Below are 18522 nucleotides of genomic sequence, written 5' to 3'. Positions count from 1 at the left end.
CGAACAGGGACACATGACCGCCCAGCCCCGCCCCACCATCCAGACCGCGCCCGTCGTCGAGCGCTTCACCCGCATCTGGGGCCTCGGCGCCGCCCGCGGCGAGCTCGACGTCCCCAACGACGACCTCGTCGGGCCCATCGACTCGTCCGACGAGTGGATCCGCCAGCGCACCGGCATCGTCACCCGCAAGCGCGCGGGCGCGGACGTCGACGCCGTCGACCTCGCGACCACCGCCTCGCTCGAGGCCATCGCGAAGGCCGGCATCCGGCCCGAGCAGATCGGCATCGTCCTCGTCTCCACGGTGAGCAACACCGTGCAGACGCCGTCGATGGCCGCGCTCCTCGCCGACCGCATCGGCGCGAACCCGGCGCCCGCCTACGACATCTCGGCCGCGTGCGCCGGCTACACGTACGGCATCGCGCAGGCGGACTCCTTCATCCGCTCGGGTCTCGCGGAGTACGTGCTCGTGGTGGGCGCGGAGAAGCTGTCCGACATCGTCGATCCCACCGACCGCTCCATCTCGTTCCTGCTCGGCGACGGCGCGGGCGCTGCGATCGTCGGCCCGAGCGACACCCCCGGCATCTCCGCCACCGTGTGGGGCTCCGACGGCTCCAACTGGGACGCCGTCGGCATGACCGGCACCCTGAAGAGCATGCGCGACGGGTCCGCGTGGCCCACCCTCCGCCAGGACGGCCAGAAGGTCTTCCGCTGGGCGGTCTGGGAGATGGCCAAGGTCGCCAAGGAGGCGCTCGACCGCGCGGGCATCACGGCTGACCAGCTGGCCGCGTTCATCCCCCACCAGGCGAACATGCGCATCGTGGACGAGTTCGCCAAGCAGCTCGGCCTTCCGGATACGGTGGCCATCGCGCGCGACATCGAGACCACCGGCAACACGTCGGCCGCCTCCATCCCGCTCGCCACCCACCGCCTGCTCGAGGAGGACCCGTCGCTCTCGGGCGGCCTCGCCCTGCAGATCGGATTCGGCGCCGGACTCGTGTTCGGCGCGCAGGTCGTCGTCCTGCCCTGAGTCCCGCCCCATAAGCTGTTCCGGTCATCACGAACCACGAGGAGATACACATGGCACTGTCCACCGAAGAAGTCCTGGCCGGCCTGGCCGAGCTCGTCAACGACGAGACCGGGATCGCCACCGACACCGTCGAGATGGACAAGTCGTTCACCGACGACCTGGACATCGACTCGATCTCGATGATGACGATCGTCGTCAACGCCGAGGAGAAGTTCGACGTGAAGATCCCGGACGAGGAAGTCAAGAACCTCAAGACCGTCGGCGACGCGGTCACGTTCATCACCAACGCGCAGTCCTGACCGCGCGGAGGATGGCCGGCCCCGACCTCGGGGCCGGCCATCCCCCTCCCCTGTTCCCGACGTCGAGGAGACGCCACGCATGACCACCCCCAAGAAGATCGTCGTCACCGGCATCGGCGCGACGTCGCCCCTCGGCGGCACCGCCGAGGAGACCTGGCAGGCGCTCCTCCGCGGCGAGTCGGGCATCACCACCCTCGAGCAGGACTGGGTGGCGAAGTGGGACATCCCCGTGACGTTCGCCGGCCAGGCGAAGGTGCCCTCCTCCGAGGTCATGGCGCGCATCGAGACCAAGCGCCTCGACCCGTCCAGCCAGTTCGCCCTCACGGCCGCGCGTGAGGCCTGGGCCGACGCGGGATCCCCCGAGGTCGACCCGCTGCGCTTCGCCGTCGACTGGGCCACCGGCATCGGCGGCGTGTGGACCCTGCTCGACGCCTGGGACACCCTCCGCGAGAAGGGCCCGCGCCGCGTCCTCCCCATGACCGTCCCCATGCTCATGCCCAACGGACCGGCCGCGGCGGTCGGCATGGACCTCGGTGCGCGCGCCGGCATCCAGACCGTCGTCTCCGCCTGCGCGTCGAGCACCGAGTCGATCGCCAGCGCCTACGCGCACCTCCAGGCGGGCCGCGCGGACATCATCGTGGCCGGCGGCTCCGAGGCTTCCATCCACCCGCTGCCCATCGCGTCGTTCGCGGCGATGCAGGCCCTCTCGAAGCGCAACGACGACCCCGCGGGCGCCTCGCGTCCCTACGACATCTCGCGGGACGGCTTCGTCCTCGGCGAGGGCGGTGCCGCGCTCGTGCTCGAGACCGAGGAGCACGCCATGGCGCGCGGGGCCCGCATCTACGCGGAGCTCGTCGGCGGCGCGGTCACCAGCGACGCGTTCCACATCACGGCGCCCGACCCCGAGGGGACGGCGGCCGCGCGCGCCATGATCGCGAGCATCGAGGGCGCGGGCTACTCGCGCGGCGACGTCTCGCACATCAACGTCCACGCGACCAGCACGCCGGTCGGCGACATCGCGGAGTACAAGGCGCTCGAGCGCGTGTTCGGCGAGGCGGTGCACGGCATCCCCGTGAGCGCGACGAAGGCGTCCACCGGGCACCTGCTCGGCGGCGCCGGCGCGATCGAGGCGGTCTTCACGGTGAAGGCCCTCGCCGAGCGCACCGCTCCCCCGACGATCAACCTCACGGAGCTGGATCCCGACATCCGGCTCGACGTCGTGACGTCGCCGCGTCCCCTCGGCGACGGCGACCTGCTGGCGATCAGCAACTCGTTCGGCTTCGGCGGGCACAACGCGGTCATCGCGTTCCGCAGCGTCTAGCCCGCCACCGCACGCGAAGAGGCCCCGACCAGCAGGTCGGGGCCTCTTCGCGTGCGGTGCCCGGAGAAGATGACCGGGACTCTCGCGGGACGCGCTGACGGGTCAGGCCTGCATCCGCATCCCGGTGCTCCCCGCCGGACCGGGTGTCAGGCGGTGCGCGATGGCGGCCGGTTCCTCGTCGGATGCGGACGGCGTCCCCTGCAGCGTCTTCGCGTGCAGGCCGCTCGCGATCGCGACCGTCGCGAGGAGCAGGGTGAATCCGAAGCCGCGGTCCTCGAGCGGCGTGCCGAAGGGGATGTTGCAGAGCATCACCAGGAGCAGGCCCCACCACGCGGTCGTGGCGGGAGAGGGGCCCATGGCGCGCGTGGCCTTCCAGATCGACCAGCCCATCGCGGCGATGAAGGCCGCGACGGCTGCCGTGCCGAGCCAGCCCAGGCGGACGACCGTCAGGAGCGGGGTGTCGAGGACGATGGGGATGGTGTAGCCGAGCCCCATGCCGAACACCGGGCTGCTGTCGATGAGGCCCGTGGCCACGACGTAGGCGTTCTGCCTGATGGCATACGACTGGTCCGCACCGCCCTGGCCGTTGAGGACGGTCAGGGACGCCCGGATGCGGCTCTGCAGGAAGTCCGGATCCGCGATCGCCACGGAGGCGACGATCGGGAAGACCAGACCTGCCAGGACACCGCCGATCACGAGGAGCCCGAGCATCTTGCCCGGCGGCACGCGCATGCTCCGCTGGAGGCCCAGGACGGCGAAGACGGCCGCGAACACGATGAGGTTGGTGCGCGTGCCCGTGATCAGCATCGCGATGGGGATCCCGACGACGGGCACCAGCCAGAGGATGCGCGCCAGCCGCTTCTCCGCGTGGAACACCATGACGAGCGCCAGCGCGAAGGCGAAGGACGGCAGCATCAGGCTCGAGAGGATGAACCGACCCGTGGAGAGGGCGGTGACGCCCCGCCGGTCGAGCCAGTCGAAGGCGAATCCGACGGCCGCCACGAGTCCGAGGACACCCACGAGGGGGTACGTGATCCGGGGCGGGATGTCGCGTCCGGCGTCGAGCCCGATGACCGGACCCAGCACGATGAGGAGGTAGAAGATCGCCTGCCGGCCGAAGGTGCCCAGGTCGGAGCCCTCGGGTGAGGCGAGGAAGCTCAGGCTCACGATCGCGAGCAGGGCCAGTCCGACCCACACCAGCGACTTGAAGTGGCGCGCGTACGAGGGGGGCGAGGCGATGAGGCGCACCACGGACACCGCGGCGCACACGACGAGCAGTCCCGCGTAGACGATCTTGTTGGCGCTCAGGTCGCCGCTCGAGCCGAGCACGAGCAGGCCTCCGACGACGACGAAGAGGAACCGGACCACGGAGTTGCGGATGATGAAGAACAGCACGATCGGCGCCAGCCCGACGGCGGTGCCGACGAACGGGTCCCAGGCGAGGACGTACGTCGACCCGAGGATCCACAGGGCGCAGCCGAGCACGAGGGCCGGGCTCGAGAGGCCGGCCAGGCCGGCGGTTCGGGTCGAGAGTCGTTCCCGCATGGTGTCGTCGCCGATCTCGCTGTGCTCGTCGCACGTCCGGTAGGAGGGATTGCCCGCGAAGCCATCCGGTCGGACTGCGCTCCGCGTGCCCCGAGCATCGCCGGCGAGGCCCCCCGGTCTCTTCACGTGGAACCTATCACGCACCGTCGGCGCCGTCGGGCCGGGCGGTCGGCGTCGTTCGGCGGCGGACGGGAGGAGGCGCCCGCCGCGCGTACGGGTCAGCCGACCTTGTGCAACCAGACCACGGGGCTGAAGTCGCTCGCGTGGCGGAACGCCTCGAGCTCGTCGTCCCAGGCCTGTCCCATGGCGAGGCGGAGCTCGCGGTGCAGCTCCAGGGTGTTGGAGCCGGCGACGTCGAGGGCGTAGCGGATCCTGTCCTCGGGGATGACGGTGTTGCCCGCCGTGTCGGTCTGGGCGAAGAAGACGCCGAGGTCGGGCGTGTGCATCCACCGGCCCCCGTCCCGGCCGGGACCCGCGTCCTCGGTGACCTCGTAGCGCAGGTGCTCCCACCCGCGGAGGCCGCTGGCGATGGCGGCGCCGGACCCCTCCGGGCCCTCCCAGTAGTACTCCGCGCGCATGGCGCCCTTCAGCACGGGCTGCGGATCCCAGGTGAAGTTCACGGCATGACCGAGCGCGCGACCCGCTGCCCATTCGACATGGGGGCAGAGCGCGCGAGGAGAGGAGTGCACGTAGAGCACTCCTCGAGCCGGTCTTGAGTTGGCGACGGGTGCTTCCATGGGTCTCCTCCATCCGATCAGATGCGTCTTCCCCAACGATCTGCGTGCGATGGACGAGCTCCACACCTGCCGGTGCGGCCGGCGCGGACGCCGACGGTCCTCATCATGGCGGGTGATCCTGGGGATCGGCAACATCGCGGACGCGACGCGCCGAGGGAGACGTCATCCGGGCGATCGGGCGCCGGGGACGGCGGCGGGTCCCCCGGGCGTGCATGCCGGGAATGCCTATGCTCCAGGGGGCGGCCCGCCGGGCCGGGGGCGGAGGACGCATGTCGGTGCGGCACGCCCTCCTCGCGATCCTCACCGAGGGCACGTGCTACGGGTACCAGCTCCGCACGGAGTACACCGCTCGCACCGGGACCGCGGCGCCCCTCAACGTCGGTCAGATCTACAACACCCTCGACCGCCTGGAGCGGGACGGCCTCGTCGTGAAGGGCACGACCGACGAGGCCGGGCACGTGCCGTACACGATCACGGACGAGGGCCGAGCGGACGTCGGCGCGTGGCTGGACGAGACGATCGGGCCGCCGGCGACGCGCGACGAGCTGCTCGTGAAGGTCGCGCTCGCGCTGTCCCTGCCCGGCGCGGACGCGGGCGCCCTGGTCCGTGCCCAACGCGAGCGCTCGCTCGCGGACGCCCGCGAGCTCGCGCTGTCCCGCGAGGCGCACGACACCGACGTCCCGCTCGCCGTCTCCCTGGCGGCGGACGCGGTGGAGGCCGCCCTGACCGCGCGGCTCGCCTGGCTCGACGCGGCCGAGCGTCGGATCCTCGACGCCGGTGCCGCGGGCACCCGACCGACGGGCTTCGCCGCCGCCCCGCGACGCGGTCGACCCGCGCGACGCGACGCGCAGCCGTAAGGCCGCGCAGCCGTAGGGCCGCGGAGCAGGTCCCGAGGGCGGCTCAGTGCAGGAGGCCGCCGTCCTTGGCCAGCACGTTCTTCTCCCCGGCCTCGATGGGCACGGCGAAGCGGTTCTGCTTCGGCGGCATCGGGCAGTTGAAGTTGTAGCTGAACGCGCACGGCGGGAGGTAGGCGCGGTTGAAGTCCAGCGTGATCGTGCCGTCGGGCGAGGGCGCCACCATCAGGAAGCGGCCCACCCCGTAGGTCGACTCGCCGCTCGTGGCGTCGGAGAAGACGAGCAGGAGCGCGCGGCCCTCGCGGAACGCGGCGAGCGAGTACTCCACGCCGTCCTTGGTGAACGTGATCTCGCCGGGGACCACCTTGTCCTTGGTCGCCCCGTCGTCCTTGAGATGCTCGAAGCCCATCGCGCGTCCGCCCTCGATGGGCGTGAAGTCCGCCGTCACGACCCACTCCTCGGAGTAGGGGAACGCGTCGATGCCGCCGAAGTCGCGGATCGCCTCGCTCTGCGCGTCCCAGACGCGGAGCGCGTAGGTGCCCTCCTCGCTCGCGATGACGAAGGCGGAGACCGTGTCGCTCGCGACGACGGTGGAGGGGGCCGCGTCGTCGCGGCCGCGGACGACCGCCTCGCCGTCCACGAGCACGCCGTCCACGATGAGCCCGTCCGCTGGGGACGCGTGCACGCGCAGGCCGGAGGACCCGGGCTCGAGCGGCGACCAGGTGCCTGGGATGCCGTAGACGGGCTGCGGCGCGGCATCGTGCGAGATCCACTGGGTGTTGACGAGGGCCAGGTTGCCCTGCGGGAGGACGACCATCTGCTCGCGACGCGCGCGGAAGACGGCGAGGACCTCCGCCGGATCGGTGGGCGCGGGGGCGACGGGGGCGACGGGATCGGTCATGCCCCCATCCTCGCCGCCAGGAGGTCGGCGGCCAAGTCGACGCGGGCCGAATCGGTCGTCGTCGGCGGGGTTCCCCCGCGCGGGAGGCGGGCGTACGGTCGGGGCATGAGCACAGACCGAGAGAGCACCTCGACCGACGACGACGGCACGACGACGCACACCGAGGAGCACGTGGAGTCCTCCTCGATCACCGAGGAGAGCGGGTCCGCGGGATCCACGCCCGACGGCTCGGGCAGCAACACCTCGGAGGGCGAGGACCACGAGGGCGACGTCGGCTCCGGCGGCTGATTCCTGCCCACCGCTCCACCCGACGCCCGGTCCCCGTGAGGGACCGGGCGTCGTCGCATGCGGACGGGGAGGCGCTACTTGGCCTGGGCGTAGTCGTCGACCACCGCGATCGTGACCGGGAAGTCGACCGGTGCATCGCCGAAGAGCAGGCGCCCGGCCTCCGCGGCGGCCTCGGTCACGGCGTCGCGCACCTCGTCGACGCGGTCGTCGGGTGCGTGGACCATGACCTCGTCGTGCAGGAAGAAGACGAGGTGCGGACGGGACCCGGGCCGTTCGAGCGCGGCGAGCCGTCGACGCAGGCCGGCGAGCCAGCTCAGCGCCCACTCGGCGGCGGAGCCCTGGACGACGAAGTTCCGCGTGAAGCGGCCCTGGTCGCGCGCCGAGGTGCGTGCGCGGGCGGCGTCGGCCGGCGACGCCTCGGCGCCCTGACCGCGCTGGCGGACGTCCCGCCACGCGTCGGTGGGAGGCGGGGAGGAGCGGCCGAGCCGGGTGCTGACGATGCCGCCGCTCTCCCCCACCCGAGCCGCCTGCTCCACGTAGCCGGTGGCCCGCGGGTAGGCGCGGACGAGGCGCGGCATCAACCGGCCGCTCTCGCCGGAGGTGGCCCCGTACATGGCGCCGAGCATCGCGACCTTGGCGTGCGCTCGGGTGTCGACCACGCCGGCGTCGACGAGCCCCTGGTAGAGGTCCGTGCCCCGGCCCGCATCGGCCATCGCGCGGTCCTCGGCGAGGGCGGCGAGGATCCGGGGTTCGAGCTGGGCGGCGTCGGCCACCACGAGGCGCCACCCCCGATCCGCGCGCACGGCCGAGCGGATCTGCCTGGGGAGCTGCAGCGCGCCGCCCCCGCTCGCGGCCCACCGCCCGGTGACCACGCCGCCCGGCACGTAGCCGGGGTGGAAGCGGCCGTCGCGGATCCACGTCTCCATCCACGTCCAGCCGTTGGCCGTGAGCAGGCGGGACAGCTTCTTGTACTCCAGGAGGGGCGCGATGACCGGGTGGTCGATCTCCTGCAGCTCCCACTGCCGCGTGCTGGAGGCGTCGATCCCGGCGCGACGCAGGGAGCGGAGCACGTCGGGCGGGCTGTCGACGTTGAGGTCCGGGGCGCGGAGGATCTCCCGGATCCTCGTGCCGAGGCGCAGCAGCGCCGGAGAAGTGCCGCCGGGCGCCGGGCGCGGCCCGAGCGCGTCGACGAGGAGCGCGTCGTGCACGGCCGTGTCCCACGGGAGGCCGTCGTGCTCCATCTCCGCCGCGACGAGGGCGCCGGCGGACTCCGCCGCCAGCAGCAGGCGCAGCCGTCCGGGCGCGGCGCTGCCGGCGACGGCCGCGAGCTGGAGACGCAGCTCGGCGACGAGCTCGTCGGCGGATCGCCCCTCGGCCGCGTCGAGGTCGTCGAAGAGCGTCTCGCCCTGCGCCGGGTCGCGTTCGACGCCCGCGGGGCGGTCCCACGGGCCGGGCGGCGTGCGCGCCAGGGCGCTGTCCGCGGTGAGGGTGGAGAGGCGGAGGATCGCGTGGCAGAGCCGCAGGTCGTGGCACCGCGCGACGCGGACGCCCGCGGCCAGGAGCGGGCGCGCCCAGGTGCGGGTGTCGTCGAAGACCCAGCGCGGCGGGTCGGCGGAGCGCTCGCGTTCGGCGGCGACGCGCGGCCAGTCGGCGGATGCCACGTCGCGGGCGGCGACGACCCGGCCCGTCGCGTCGAGGTCGACGAGCCGCACGCCGTCGGGCGTCCTCGCGACCAGGATGTGCACTCCCCCATCATGGCGGCCGCCTCCGACGCCGCCGTCCCCGGAGGCGGGATCCGGATCGCGGCGGTCCGGGATGCGGCCCCTCCACCGCGTCATGCAGGGAAACACCGCACGCGAATCTGCCCGCATCCCCCTTTTGCGCCGCGGTACCCGCTAGGGTTGCTCACAAGTCGTCAGGTCCTCGAGATCCGCCCGGTCCGCCGGAGTCGTGTCAGAGGGGCGGACGACCCGCGGTCCCGGGTCCCGGGATCGATGCATCTCTTTTTGAAGGAAATTTCGTCATGGCAACAGGCACCGTCAAGTGGTTCAACGCTGAAAAGGGCTTCGGCTTCATCGCTCCCGACAACGGAACCGCGGATGTGTTCGCTCACTACTCCGCGATCGCGACGGGCGGCTACAAGTCGCTCGACGAGAACCAGAAGGTGGAGTTCGAGGTCGCCCAGGGCCCCAAGGGTCCCCAGGCTGAGAACATCCGCCCGCTCTAACGCCACCCGCCCACCCCTGGTGGGCGACGCACGCTGAGCTTCCGGGAACGGCTCCGACCATGCGGTCGGAGCCGTTCTCCCGTTAACGGGTGGCTCCGGGCGTGGGGGATCATGGGGCCGTGCCCTCCTACCGCATCACCATGACCGTCGGAGCGCTGCGGCCGGGCGCCGATCCCGCCGACGTGCTGCCGGCCGCCGCCCGCGAGGCCGCCGCGCGCGCCACGCTCGAGGCGAACGACATCCAGGTCGTGCGGGGCGAGGCCCGCCTCACCGTCCGCTTCACCGCCGACGACGACGCCATGGCCGAGCGCGTCGCCGGAGCCGTCCGGGCGCGGACCGCGGAGCTCGTCGCCGTCCCGCGGGCGAGCATCACGCGCCGCGACGGCGGCACGTGGACGCGCATCTGACCCCGTGATCCGCGTCCGCGGATCGCTGTGCTCCCGTCCGGAGAGCGCCATGCCGCCGGGCATGCGAGGGGTTCGCCTGTAGTCTCGGATCCTGGAGCCGATGACGCCTCAGGGGACGCACCATCGGCTTGGGGGGACAGTGATCGGACAGAGGGCGACGCACGGACCGGATGCTCAGGACACGGGCTCCCCGTCGCATCCGGAGGAGCGCGCCGCGCGCGGCACGCGTCCCGACGTCGGGCCCGTCACCGCGGCCGACGGCGCCCGCGCGAACGACTGGCGTCGCACCTACGCGTTCGGCCTCGTGATCACCGACCTCCTCGTGCTCATCTGGGTGGTATTCGGCGTGCAGATCGCCTGGTTCGGCGTGACGACCTCCGACGTCGCCTTCAACGGCGACTACGACGGCGTCACCGTCAGCTACTCCCTCATCTCCATCGTCATCGTCGCCTGCTGGATGCTCGCCCTCGGCATCTACGGCACGCGCGGCTACCGGGTGCTCGGCACGGGACCGCAGGAGTACCGGCTCATCCTCTCGGCCACGGTCCGGCTCTTCGGCATGGTCGCGATCGTCGCGTTCCTCGGCCGCATCGACTTCGCGCGCGGCTACATCATCCTCGCGCTGCCCCTCGGGCTCGTGACCCTCGTGCTCAGCCGCTGGATGTGGCGGCAGTGGCTCAACGTGCAACGCGCGAAGGGTCGCTACTCCTCCCGCGTGCTCCTCATCGGATCCGAGGCCTCGACCGGCTTCCTCGCCCGGGAGCTCGCCCGCCAGCCCTACGCCGGCTACCTCGTGGTGGGGGCCTGCATCCCGTCGGGCGTCATCGCGGCCACCCTCCCCGGCACCGGCATCCCCGTCCTCGGCAAGCTCGACGACCTCCCGGCCGCCATGCGCGCCGTCGACGCCGACACCATCGTCATCGCGAGCAACGACGAGCTCGCGCCGGAGCGGATCCGGGAGCTCAGCTGGTCGCTGGAGCCCGGACGGCAGCACCTCGTGGTCGCGCCGAGCCTCACCGACATCGGCGGCCCCCGCATCCACACCCGACCTGTCGCCGGCCTGCCGCTCATCCACGTGGAGACGCCGCGCTACGAGGGCACGAAGCTCTTCGCCAAGAGGGCCTTCGACATCGTCGCGAGCGTGCTCATCCTCGTGTTCGCGTCGCCGCTCTTCCTCGCGATCGCCGCCACCATCCGGTTGAGCACCCCGGGCCCGGTCCTGTTCCGCCAGGAGCGCGTGGGGATCAACGGTCGCCCGTTCCCCATGCTCAAGTTCCGCACCATGGTGACGGACGCGGAGGCGCGCCTGCTCGACCTGCAGGAGCAGAGCCGGGACGCCGGCAACTCGGTGCTCTTCAAGATGAAGGACGATCCCCGCGTCACCCCGGTCGGGCGGTTCCTCCGGCGCTACAGCCTCGACGAGCTGATGCAGCTCGTCAACGTCCTGAACGGCACCATGTCGCTCGTGGGGCCCCGGCCGCCGCTCGCCCGCGAGGTGGAGACGTACGAGATGAAGGTGCACCGTCGGTTCCTCGTGAAGCCCGGCATCACCGGGCTGTGGCAGGTGAGCGGCCGCTCGAACCTCTCCTGGGAGGACAGCGTGCGGCTCGACCTCTACTACGTGGAGAACTGGTCCATCGTGGGCGACCTGGTGATCCTCTGGAAGACGGCGCGCGCCGTGCTGCAGCGCGAGGGGGCGTACTGAGCTGACCCGGCTCGCGGTCCACGACGCGGGACGCGTCCGGCGAGCCGGGTCAGCCCGCGTCGGCCTCCCGGGGGCCCGCGACGCCGGCGATGCGGAGGTAGGCGCCCGCCGTGGCGCCGATGCTGAACTCCGCGCGGACGCGCGCGCTCGTCGAGGCCGCCCGGTCGAGCGCGGCGGGGAGGTCCGAGAGGACGGACCGGATCGCGGCCTCCGCCGACGAGGCGTCGCCGGACGCGAAGGTCGCGGCGGGCACGTGGGAAGGGAGGGTGGCCGCGACGTCCGCGCTGCACACCACCGGCAGCCCGACGGCCGCCGCCTCGAGCACGCCGATGCTGTGCGCCTCCCGGCTCGACGGGTGGAAGCACAGGTCGGCGGAGGCGAGGTCCGCACCGACGTCGTCCGAGGGCCCGGGGAGCAGGCGCTCGAGGCCGCGCGCCCGCACGTCCTCCCAGAACCGCGCGATCCTCGGGTCGGTCCGGAGGATCGGGCCCAGCCAGGAGAACGCGACGGCGGCGTCACCCCGCGCGAACCGGTCGACCACGTCGAGCCACAGCTCGGGTTCCTTCTGGCTGGCGACGCGCGCCATGGTGATGACGCGGGCGGGCTGACCCGGGGCCCCGGACCGGCGCGGCAGCTCGCCGGACACGCCGTTCGGGACGAGGACCGGGCGGGCCCTCCGCGGGAAGTGCGCCGCGTACTCGTCCACCTGCTTCCGGCTCACCGCGATGACGGCGCGCGCGCGGCGGCGGCTGTGCGCCTCCGCCTGCCGCAGGAGGGGGGAGGCGAAGTCGTCGGTCGCGCTGTGCAGCACGGACAGCAGCGGCGTGCGGCGGGGGGTCACGATGGCCGAGTAGAGGTTCGGGAGGGCGGAGTGGCTCACCACCAGGTCGGGGTCGATGTCGCGGATGACGCGCCGCAGCCGCCGCCCGCGCGCGACCTTGCCCGTGGAGGCCCCCTCCGGATCGAGGTAGGCCAGCTCGGCGGTGTGGCCGAGCCGACTCCACTCCGCGGCGAGGCTCGCGACGAGCGTCTCGGCGCCGCCGATCTGCGGCCGGAGGAGCAGCTGCAGGATCCTCACGATGCGTCTCCCCCGCCGGCCCGCGCGCGCCCCGTGCGGGTGAGCAGCAGCAGGAGGAGGAGCATGCACGCCTGCGTGACCAGGAAGGCGAACGCGGCCCCGACCGCGCCGGAGAGCGACGCCAGGACCGCGACGAGACCGAGCTGGATGGCGACGAGGGAGAGCGTCACGAACGACACCGCCCTGTCCCGACCGAGGCTCTGCAGGAAGACGGCGACGGGCTGGTTCACGATGGCGAACAGCGTCCCGAAGGCGAGGACGCGGAGGACGGTGGCGGACTCCGCGTAGGCGTCGCCCACCAGCACGTCCACGAACACCGGGGCGCCGATGATCACCACGAGGCACGCGGCCAGGGCGGCGCCGGGCAGCCACAGGGCCCTCTTGACCTGCGGCCACGCCGCGCTCCAGGACCGTGCGCGGGCGACCACGGGGACGGCCGCGGCCGCGAAGGCCGAGACGGCGAGCCCCATGGGCTGCGTCCAGCGGTTGACGGCCCCGTAGATCCCCGCGGCGGCGGGTCCCGCCACGGCTGACATGATGGCGACGTCGAGGACCTGGGACGTGGCGGCCATCGAGCTCAGCCCGTAGAACCCGGAGCCGCGCCACGGGTGGCGCCGCAGCTCGGGGGTGACCAGGAGCCGGCGGCGCCCCGGCATCTGCGACACGAGCAGCAGGGTGCCGCCGATGGAGCCGCAGACGAGGGCCAGCCACAGGGAGGCCGCGCCGTCCGCGCCGAGCAGCATGCCGCCGAAGAGGACGAGCATCCCCACCAGGCGGTCGACGACCAGGGACAGCGAGACGACGCCGATGCGCGAATGCGCGCGGAGCGGGACCTGGGCCGTCTGCGAGATCAGCAGGAACATGGCGATGGGCGCCGCGGTCCACAGCCACGGATTCGGTGAGAGGGCGTGGAGCAGGACGCCGCCGATCGTGAAGGCGACCAGCGCGATCAGCGTCTTGGCGAGCGCGCGGCGGGCGAGGTCGTGCGTGGTCAGCGCACCCTTCGCCGTCTCGCGGATCCAGAGCGAGTTGGTGCCGAAGTCGAGGACGCCGACGGCGCTCGTGGCGATCGCGATGGCCGTGACCACCTGCCCGAACGCGGTGGGGCCGCTGACCCGCGCGGCGAACAGGTAGATGAGCGCCGTGAGGATCTGCGCGAACGCGGTCGACGCGGCCAGGAAGGTGGCCTGCCGTCCGAGACCGCCGGACGGCGCGGGAGCGGGTGCCGCGTCCGTCACAGCAGCGCCGACGTGAAGCGGGAGGTGCCCATGTCGGGGACCGGGGCGGGACGGTCCGCGCGGCACGCATCGGCCATCCCCGACGCGATCGCGTCGACCGTGAGCGGGGTCCAGGTCGCGTGGGCGGGCACGGCGTCCGCATCCCTCCGGAGGCTCGCGGCCCCCGACAGCAGCAGGCGCGTGCCCGACATGACGGCCTTGCCGAGGATGCCGCTGGGGCCCTCGTTCGAGTGCGCGAGGACGACGCAGTCCACGGCGCCGATGGCGGCGTCGAGCTCGACGTCCTCGAGCATCCGGTCGACGACCACGATCCGGGCACCCCGCCGCCGGGCCTCCTCGAGATGCGGCTCGGCCGCGGCCAGCTGACCGTCGTAGACGGAGCCGCCGACGAACAGGCCGGTGCCCTCCCCGGCGATGCGGGCGAACGCCTCGGCGACCAGGGGCAGGTTCTTGCGCGCGGTGATCGCGCCGACCACGCCGAACCACCGGCGCTCCCCGTCGATGCCGAAGCGCTCGCGGAAAACCGCGACGTCCGCGGTCGCGGCGGCCAGCGTCACCGGGTCGTTCGCGACGGGGAAGCGGGACCTCCCGGCCCAGACCGAGGACTTCAGGACGGTCACGGTGGTGGATCGGCGCAGGCCGGCCAGCGCCATCGTCGCGCGCTTGGACCACTGACGGGCCAGCGGACGGAGCGCCTGGTCGCGACGCAGCACCGGTTCGCGCATCACCAGCGCCGTGACATGGGGCAGGTCCCTGCCACGGCGCGTCACCAGCGACACGAGGTGGCGGTCGCCGTCCGGGATGACGATGCGGCGGGCGCCCTCCCGGAGCGCCACCCGCGAGGCGGACGCCACGTCCGCGCGGGGGACGTCGACGACGGTGAACGCCGACGGCAACCCGCCGAGGAACTCCGCCGCATGCGGCCCGTCCATCTGCCCGGGACGGGTCACGAGCACGGGTCGCCCACCCTCGGCGAGGATCGCGTCCGCGAGGAGGCGCACGTAGTAGAAGCGGTGGCCGTCGCCGTTCCCCTCGAGGATGAGGACGGGTGCGCCGGTGGCGTCCGGCGCGGGTCGTCCGGCGCTCATGCGCGGAGCTCCTCGGCGTCCGACCGCAGCCGGGCTGCGCGGGTGGCCGGGATCAGCACGCGTGCCCGGGTCGTGTCGTGCGCGGGGAGTCCGGTGCGCACGGCACGGCCGCGCGCTCGGACTCCGACGACAGCTCCGGACATGCCCGTACCCCCATGCGACTCGTCCCCTCCCGACGTCGGCGAGAGGGACGAGCCCCCTGCCCGGACCAGTATGCCCGACCCCGTGCGGGTGTCCGCCCCGTGCTGCCGTCGGGGACCGGGACGCTCCGGCGACGCCGGGCTAGGGTCGTTGTGAGGGGTGGCGCCGTCGCGATGACGCGCACACCGGTCCGATCCACCGACGAGCTGGGGCCGTCGGGCGCATCACGGGTCGTCGGGCACCCCCGATCGTCGAAGGGGGAGACGATGGAGGACATCGTGCGCACGGGATCAGCAGACGAGGGCCGGACGTGAGCCGCCGGGTGGCGGTGACGCAGCCGTACGTGCCGGGGTACCGGGAGCGGCTGTGGTCCACCGTGATCGAGGAGCTCCGCGAGGCCGACGTGGACTGCCGGGTGTTCTACGGCGGGGACCGCGAGCAGGAGCGGGACGTCGCGGCGCGCGGCGACGGGATCGAGCCGGGCTGGGCCAGCCGCATCGGCGTCCTCACGCTGCAGCCGGTGCGCTCCGTGCCGAAGTTCGTGTTCCGGCGCCTCCCGCGCACCTGGCGGGGCCGGGACGTGCTCCTCGTGACCGAGATGCAGGGCACCAACCTGAACGCCTGGCTCCGTGCCGGGCTGCGTCAGAAGTACGTGACGCTCGGGCACGGGATCTCGGCGACGACCACCCAGTCCCCGCTCGCCGACGCCGCGGAGAACCTCCTCAACTCGCAGGCCACCCGCGCCCTGACCTACACGGAGACCGGTCGTCGCCACGTGCTCGCCTCGACACGGCTGCGCGACGACCAGGTGTCGGCGTTCCGCAACTCCACGGACACGTCGCGGCTGCAGCGGGCGATGGACGACGTCACCCCCGCGGACACGGCGGCGTTCCGCGAACGGCACGGCATGCCCGCCGACGCGCGCGTGTCCTTCTTCCTCGGCGCCCTCAACCGCTTCAAGGCCGTCGACCTGCTCGTGGAGGCCGCCCGCATCGTGTTCGCCGCGGATCCCGCGCAGTGGCTCGTGGTGGCGGGTGACGGGGAGTCCCGCGGGCTCGTGGAGCGTCTGGCGCGCGAGACGGGACGCGTCGTGCTCCTGGGGCAGGCGGGTCCCGCGGACTTCGCCCCGGCCGCCGCCATGTCGCACTCCCTGCTGAACCCCGGACGTGTCGGCCTCGTCGCGGTCGACGCGCTCGTCATGGGCCTCCGGGTGGTGACGACCTCCGGTGCCGCGCACGCTCCCGAGCACGAGTACCTGCGACCGGGGGTCGACGTCGTCGAGGTGCCGCCGACCCCGGAGGACTACGCACGTGCCTGGATGGCGGAGGAGGAGCCGGCCGACGCGCCGGCCGCCGACCACCCCACCATCGAGGCCGCCGCCCGCACCATCAGCGCGACCATCCTCGACGCGCTCGGACCGGCCTGAGGGGAACCGGGCGGGTCGGGACTCGACGCTGGCGGGACATCAGCGGCATCCCGGTGGAGAGATCGCGCGGAAGACGGGCCCTGCGCTCCTAGACTGCAGCCGCCGCGCCATTCCCACAGTGACGGACCAACCCGGGTCCGCAGTGGGTCTGCGTCGAGGGAGAGCAGTGAAGCACCACCACGCCCATGCCCGGGGGCCGTCGCACACCGTCCTGCGCGACTCCGCGCCGACACCCCGCCATGAGGACCGGCGCCTCCCCCGATGAGGATCGTGCAGTTCGTCTCCGCGGGCCCCGCGGAGCATGCCCTCGACGGTGCCCTCCCGGAGGCCGTCGCGCAGTGCCGCGAGCTGGAGCGCCGCGGCCACGACGTCATCCTGCTCGTCGCGCGCCTCGGCGACGCCGACCTCCGCGTCGCCGGCGTGCGGATGGTCCTGCAGCGCGTGGAGGCGATCCCCGGATCACCCGTGCTGCGCTCCCCCGCCGTCCGCGCCTGGCTCATCGCGCACGCGCGGGAGATCGACGTGCTCCACGTCCACGCGGGACCGGACCTGCTCCACCTCGAGGTGGCGTCCACCGCGCGGCGACTCGGCATCCGCTACGTCATGCAGGCGCACGTGACCGAGAGCCCGGGCGGCGGGACGCCATCGGCGTCCGGCCTCCGCGGCCCCGCCGCCCGGGCCATCCGGGGAGCGGCCGCCGTCCTCGCCCGGTCGGACGACGAAGCCGCGACGCTGCGGGCGCGGTTCGCCCACGTCACCGTGCTGCGGGTCGCCGACGGCCTCGTCGACGCCGGCCCCCTCGTCGAGACGCTCGAGGACGGGATCCCGGACGACCTCCGCGAGCTCGGGCCCGTCATCGTCCCCGACGCGCCGTCGGAGGTCGTCCCGCGTGCCGTCGGGGCGGTCCTCGCCGACAGCGCCCTCCGCGAGCGCGTCGCCGACGGGACGGACGCGGTCCTCCCGGAGCTCTCCTCGATCGGCGCGACGGTCGACGCGCTGCTCGCCCTCCCCGAGTCCGGCCGGAGCGCGGCGACCCGGCCGTCGGTCGTGTGGATGACCAACCTGGCACCGCCCTACCGCGTCCCCGTCTGGGACGCGCTCGCCCGCGAGGTCGACCTGGAGGTCTGGCTGCTCGAGACGGACGAGCGCCTCCGCAGCGACGACAACAACCGGGGCGACGACTGGACCGCGGGCGACCGCGCGGCCGCGTACCGCACGCGGTTCCTGCCCAACCGCGTCGTGCGGCGCGGCGAGGCCCGGCACTACGTGACCGGGTGGCTCCCGCGTTCCTCGCTCCGCGGCAAGGACGCGATCCTCATCGGCGGGTGGGACTCCCCCGCCTACTGGGTGGCGTCGTGGTCCGCGAAGCTCGCCGGCGTGCGGCGCGTGGGGTTCTACGAATCCCACCGGTTGTCGCAGCAGCACCACGGCGGCGTCGTCGCGCGCGTGCGCCGCGCGTTCTTCCGGAGCATGGACGAGATCGTCGTGCCGGGCATCGCCGCGTGGGAGGGCCTCGTCGCCGAGGGCATCCACCCGCAGCGCATCCGGGTCGGGTTCAACGCGGTCGACGTCGAGGGCATCCACGCGCGGACCCGGGCGGCGCGACTCGCCGCCGGCCGACCCACGGGGCCGGTGGGCTCGCGACTGCTGTGCGTCGGACAGCTCATCCCCCGGAAGAACGTCCTCAGCCTCATCGAGGCGCTGGCGGCGCCCGAGCTCGCCGCGTGCACCCTCACCGTGGTCGGCGCGGGCCCGGAGCGCGAGGCGCTGGAGGGTCGTGCCGAGGAGCTCGGCCTGGGCTCGCGCATCACGTTCGCCGGCTACGTGCCCGTGGCGGATCTCCCCGAGCAGTTCGCGCGCCATGACGTGCTCGTGCACCCGGCGCTCCAGGAGGTGTGGGGCCTGACGGTGAACGAGGCCCTGGCTGCCGGGCTGACGGTGGTCGTCGGCGAGCACGCCGGTGTCACCCCGTCCGTGCGGGACATGGCCGGCGTCATCGTCAGCCCGGTGTCCGTCGAGGGGCTCCGGACCGGGATCGCCGCGGCCGTGCCGGCCGTGCTCATCGACATGCCGGAGATCCTCCTGCGGACGCCCGCGGAGTTCGCGGCCACGTTCCGCGACGCGATGCTGGTCGACCGCGTCGGGTCCCGCCGCCCCGAGCGCGCACGCGGCACGCGGGCGTGACGGGCGCCGGGTCGTCGCACCGTCCCTGACGGGGATCCGTCCACCGCGTCCGCGCA

General features: G+C 73.3%; 17 protein-coding genes. 10 read left to right on the top strand and 7 right to left on the bottom strand.

The features are described from left to right. Positions 1-13: 13 nt before the first annotated feature. From ACU4ZT_RS08485 to ACU4ZT_RS08475, 3 genes are all read left to right on the top strand, one after another. On the top strand, positions 14-1027 hold the full coding sequence (locus ACU4ZT_RS08485) for a beta-ketoacyl-ACP synthase III (protein WP_063071896.1): 1014 nt from the start codon (positions 14-16) through the stop codon (positions 1025-1027). 50 nt (positions 1028-1077) lie between these two features. Then, entirely contained in the window at positions 1078-1326 is a 249-nt protein-coding gene (locus tag ACU4ZT_RS08480; protein ID WP_012038305.1) for an acyl carrier protein, read from the top strand. Between the two features lie 79 nt (positions 1327-1405). Next, on the top strand, positions 1406-2647 hold the full coding sequence (locus ACU4ZT_RS08475; RefSeq protein WP_063071897.1) for a beta-ketoacyl-[acyl-carrier-protein] synthase family protein: 1242 nt from the start codon (positions 1406-1408) through the stop codon (positions 2645-2647). 102 nt (positions 2648-2749) lie between these two features. Here ACU4ZT_RS08475 and ACU4ZT_RS08470 read toward each other — a convergent pair whose 3' ends face one another. Then, positions 2750-4192 carry an O-antigen ligase family protein gene (locus ACU4ZT_RS08470; protein ID WP_063071898.1) on the bottom strand — a complete coding sequence of 481 codons (1443 nt, stop codon included), beginning with the start codon at positions 4190-4192 and terminating at the stop codon, positions 2750-2752. Between the two features lie 218 nt (positions 4193-4410). After that, positions 4411-4929 (bottom strand): DUF3145 domain-containing protein, encoded by a 519-nt coding sequence (locus ACU4ZT_RS08465; RefSeq protein WP_012038303.1) that lies wholly within the window; start codon positions 4927-4929, stop codon positions 4411-4413. Positions 4930-5198: 269 nt separating this feature from the next. On the opposite strand from ACU4ZT_RS08465, the gene ACU4ZT_RS08460 reads away from it, so the two are divergent. Beyond that, positions 5199-5786, top strand: coding sequence for a helix-turn-helix transcriptional regulator (locus ACU4ZT_RS08460; protein WP_063071899.1), 588 nt, complete (start codon positions 5199-5201; stop codon positions 5784-5786). A gap of 43 nt (positions 5787-5829) precedes the next feature. On the opposite strand, the gene ACU4ZT_RS08455 is transcribed toward ACU4ZT_RS08460, so the two are convergent. Then, complete coding sequence (locus ACU4ZT_RS08455; RefSeq protein ID WP_445337019.1) at positions 5830-6684, bottom strand: DUF1684 domain-containing protein; 855 nt, start codon at positions 6682-6684, stop codon at positions 5830-5832. 105 nt (positions 6685-6789) lie between these two features. Here ACU4ZT_RS08455 and ACU4ZT_RS08450 point away from each other — a divergent pair, with 105 nt between their 5' ends. After that, positions 6790-6972, top strand: a complete 183-nt coding sequence (locus tag ACU4ZT_RS08450) for a hypothetical protein (RefSeq protein WP_063071901.1) — start codon at positions 6790-6792, stop codon at positions 6970-6972. 74 nt (positions 6973-7046) lie between these two features. Here ACU4ZT_RS08450 and ACU4ZT_RS08445 read toward each other — a convergent pair whose 3' ends face one another. Continuing rightward, positions 7047-8717 carry a bifunctional 3'-5' exonuclease/DNA polymerase gene (locus ACU4ZT_RS08445; RefSeq protein ID WP_445337018.1) on the bottom strand — a complete coding sequence of 557 codons (1671 nt, stop codon included), beginning with the start codon at positions 8715-8717 and terminating at the stop codon, positions 7047-7049. 278 nt (positions 8718-8995) lie between these two features. On the opposite strand from ACU4ZT_RS08445, the gene ACU4ZT_RS08440 reads away from it, so the two are divergent. The 3 genes from ACU4ZT_RS08440 to ACU4ZT_RS08430 all read left to right on the top strand — a co-directional run bounded on the left by ACU4ZT_RS08440 (position 8996) and on the right by ACU4ZT_RS08430 (position 11311). Further along, on the top strand, positions 8996-9199 hold the full coding sequence (locus tag ACU4ZT_RS08440) for a cold-shock protein (RefSeq protein ID WP_012038298.1): 204 nt from the start codon (positions 8996-8998) through the stop codon (positions 9197-9199). Between the two features lie 119 nt (positions 9200-9318). Continuing rightward, on the top strand, positions 9319-9606 hold the full coding sequence (locus ACU4ZT_RS08435) for a hypothetical protein (protein WP_063071903.1): 288 nt from the start codon (positions 9319-9321) through the stop codon (positions 9604-9606). 139 nt (positions 9607-9745) lie between these two features. Then, positions 9746-11311: a sugar transferase gene (locus ACU4ZT_RS08430; RefSeq protein WP_063071904.1), complete on the top strand. Its 1566-nt coding sequence runs from the start codon at positions 9746-9748 to the stop codon at positions 11309-11311. Between the two features lie 49 nt (positions 11312-11360). Here the strand turns inward: ACU4ZT_RS08430 and ACU4ZT_RS08425 are convergent, their stop codons facing one another. Genes ACU4ZT_RS08425 through ACU4ZT_RS08415 form a run of 3 tightly spaced genes read right to left on the bottom strand, consistent with a single transcriptional unit; the run spans position 11361 to position 14715 of the window. Beyond that, entirely contained in the window at positions 11361-12389 is a 1029-nt protein-coding gene (locus tag ACU4ZT_RS08425; RefSeq protein WP_063071905.1) for a glycosyltransferase family 4 protein, read from the bottom strand. After that, positions 12386-13627 (bottom strand): lipopolysaccharide biosynthesis protein, encoded by a 1242-nt coding sequence (locus ACU4ZT_RS08420; protein WP_063071906.1) that lies wholly within the window; start codon positions 13625-13627, stop codon positions 12386-12388. Before ACU4ZT_RS08420 ends, ACU4ZT_RS08425 begins: the two co-directional genes overlap by 4 nt. After that, positions 13624-14715, bottom strand: a complete 1092-nt coding sequence (locus tag ACU4ZT_RS08415; protein ID WP_063071907.1) for a glycosyltransferase family protein — start codon at positions 14713-14715, stop codon at positions 13624-13626. Before ACU4ZT_RS08415 ends, ACU4ZT_RS08420 begins: the two co-directional genes overlap by 4 nt. 451 nt (positions 14716-15166) lie before the next feature. On the opposite strand from ACU4ZT_RS08415, the gene ACU4ZT_RS08410 reads away from it, so the two are divergent. Next, on the top strand, positions 15167-16282 hold the full coding sequence (locus ACU4ZT_RS08410; RefSeq protein WP_063071908.1) for a glycosyltransferase: 1116 nt from the start codon (positions 15167-15169) through the stop codon (positions 16280-16282). Positions 16283-16543: 261 nt separating this feature from the next. Beyond that, positions 16544-18466 carry a glycosyltransferase gene (locus ACU4ZT_RS08405; protein ID WP_445337017.1) on the top strand — a complete coding sequence of 641 codons (1923 nt, stop codon included), beginning with the start codon at positions 16544-16546 and terminating at the stop codon, positions 18464-18466. Positions 18467-18522: the final 56 nt, after the last annotated feature.

The organism is Clavibacter davisi, assembly GCF_052751415.1.
This window is presented reverse-complemented; position numbering and strand designations above follow the sequence as displayed.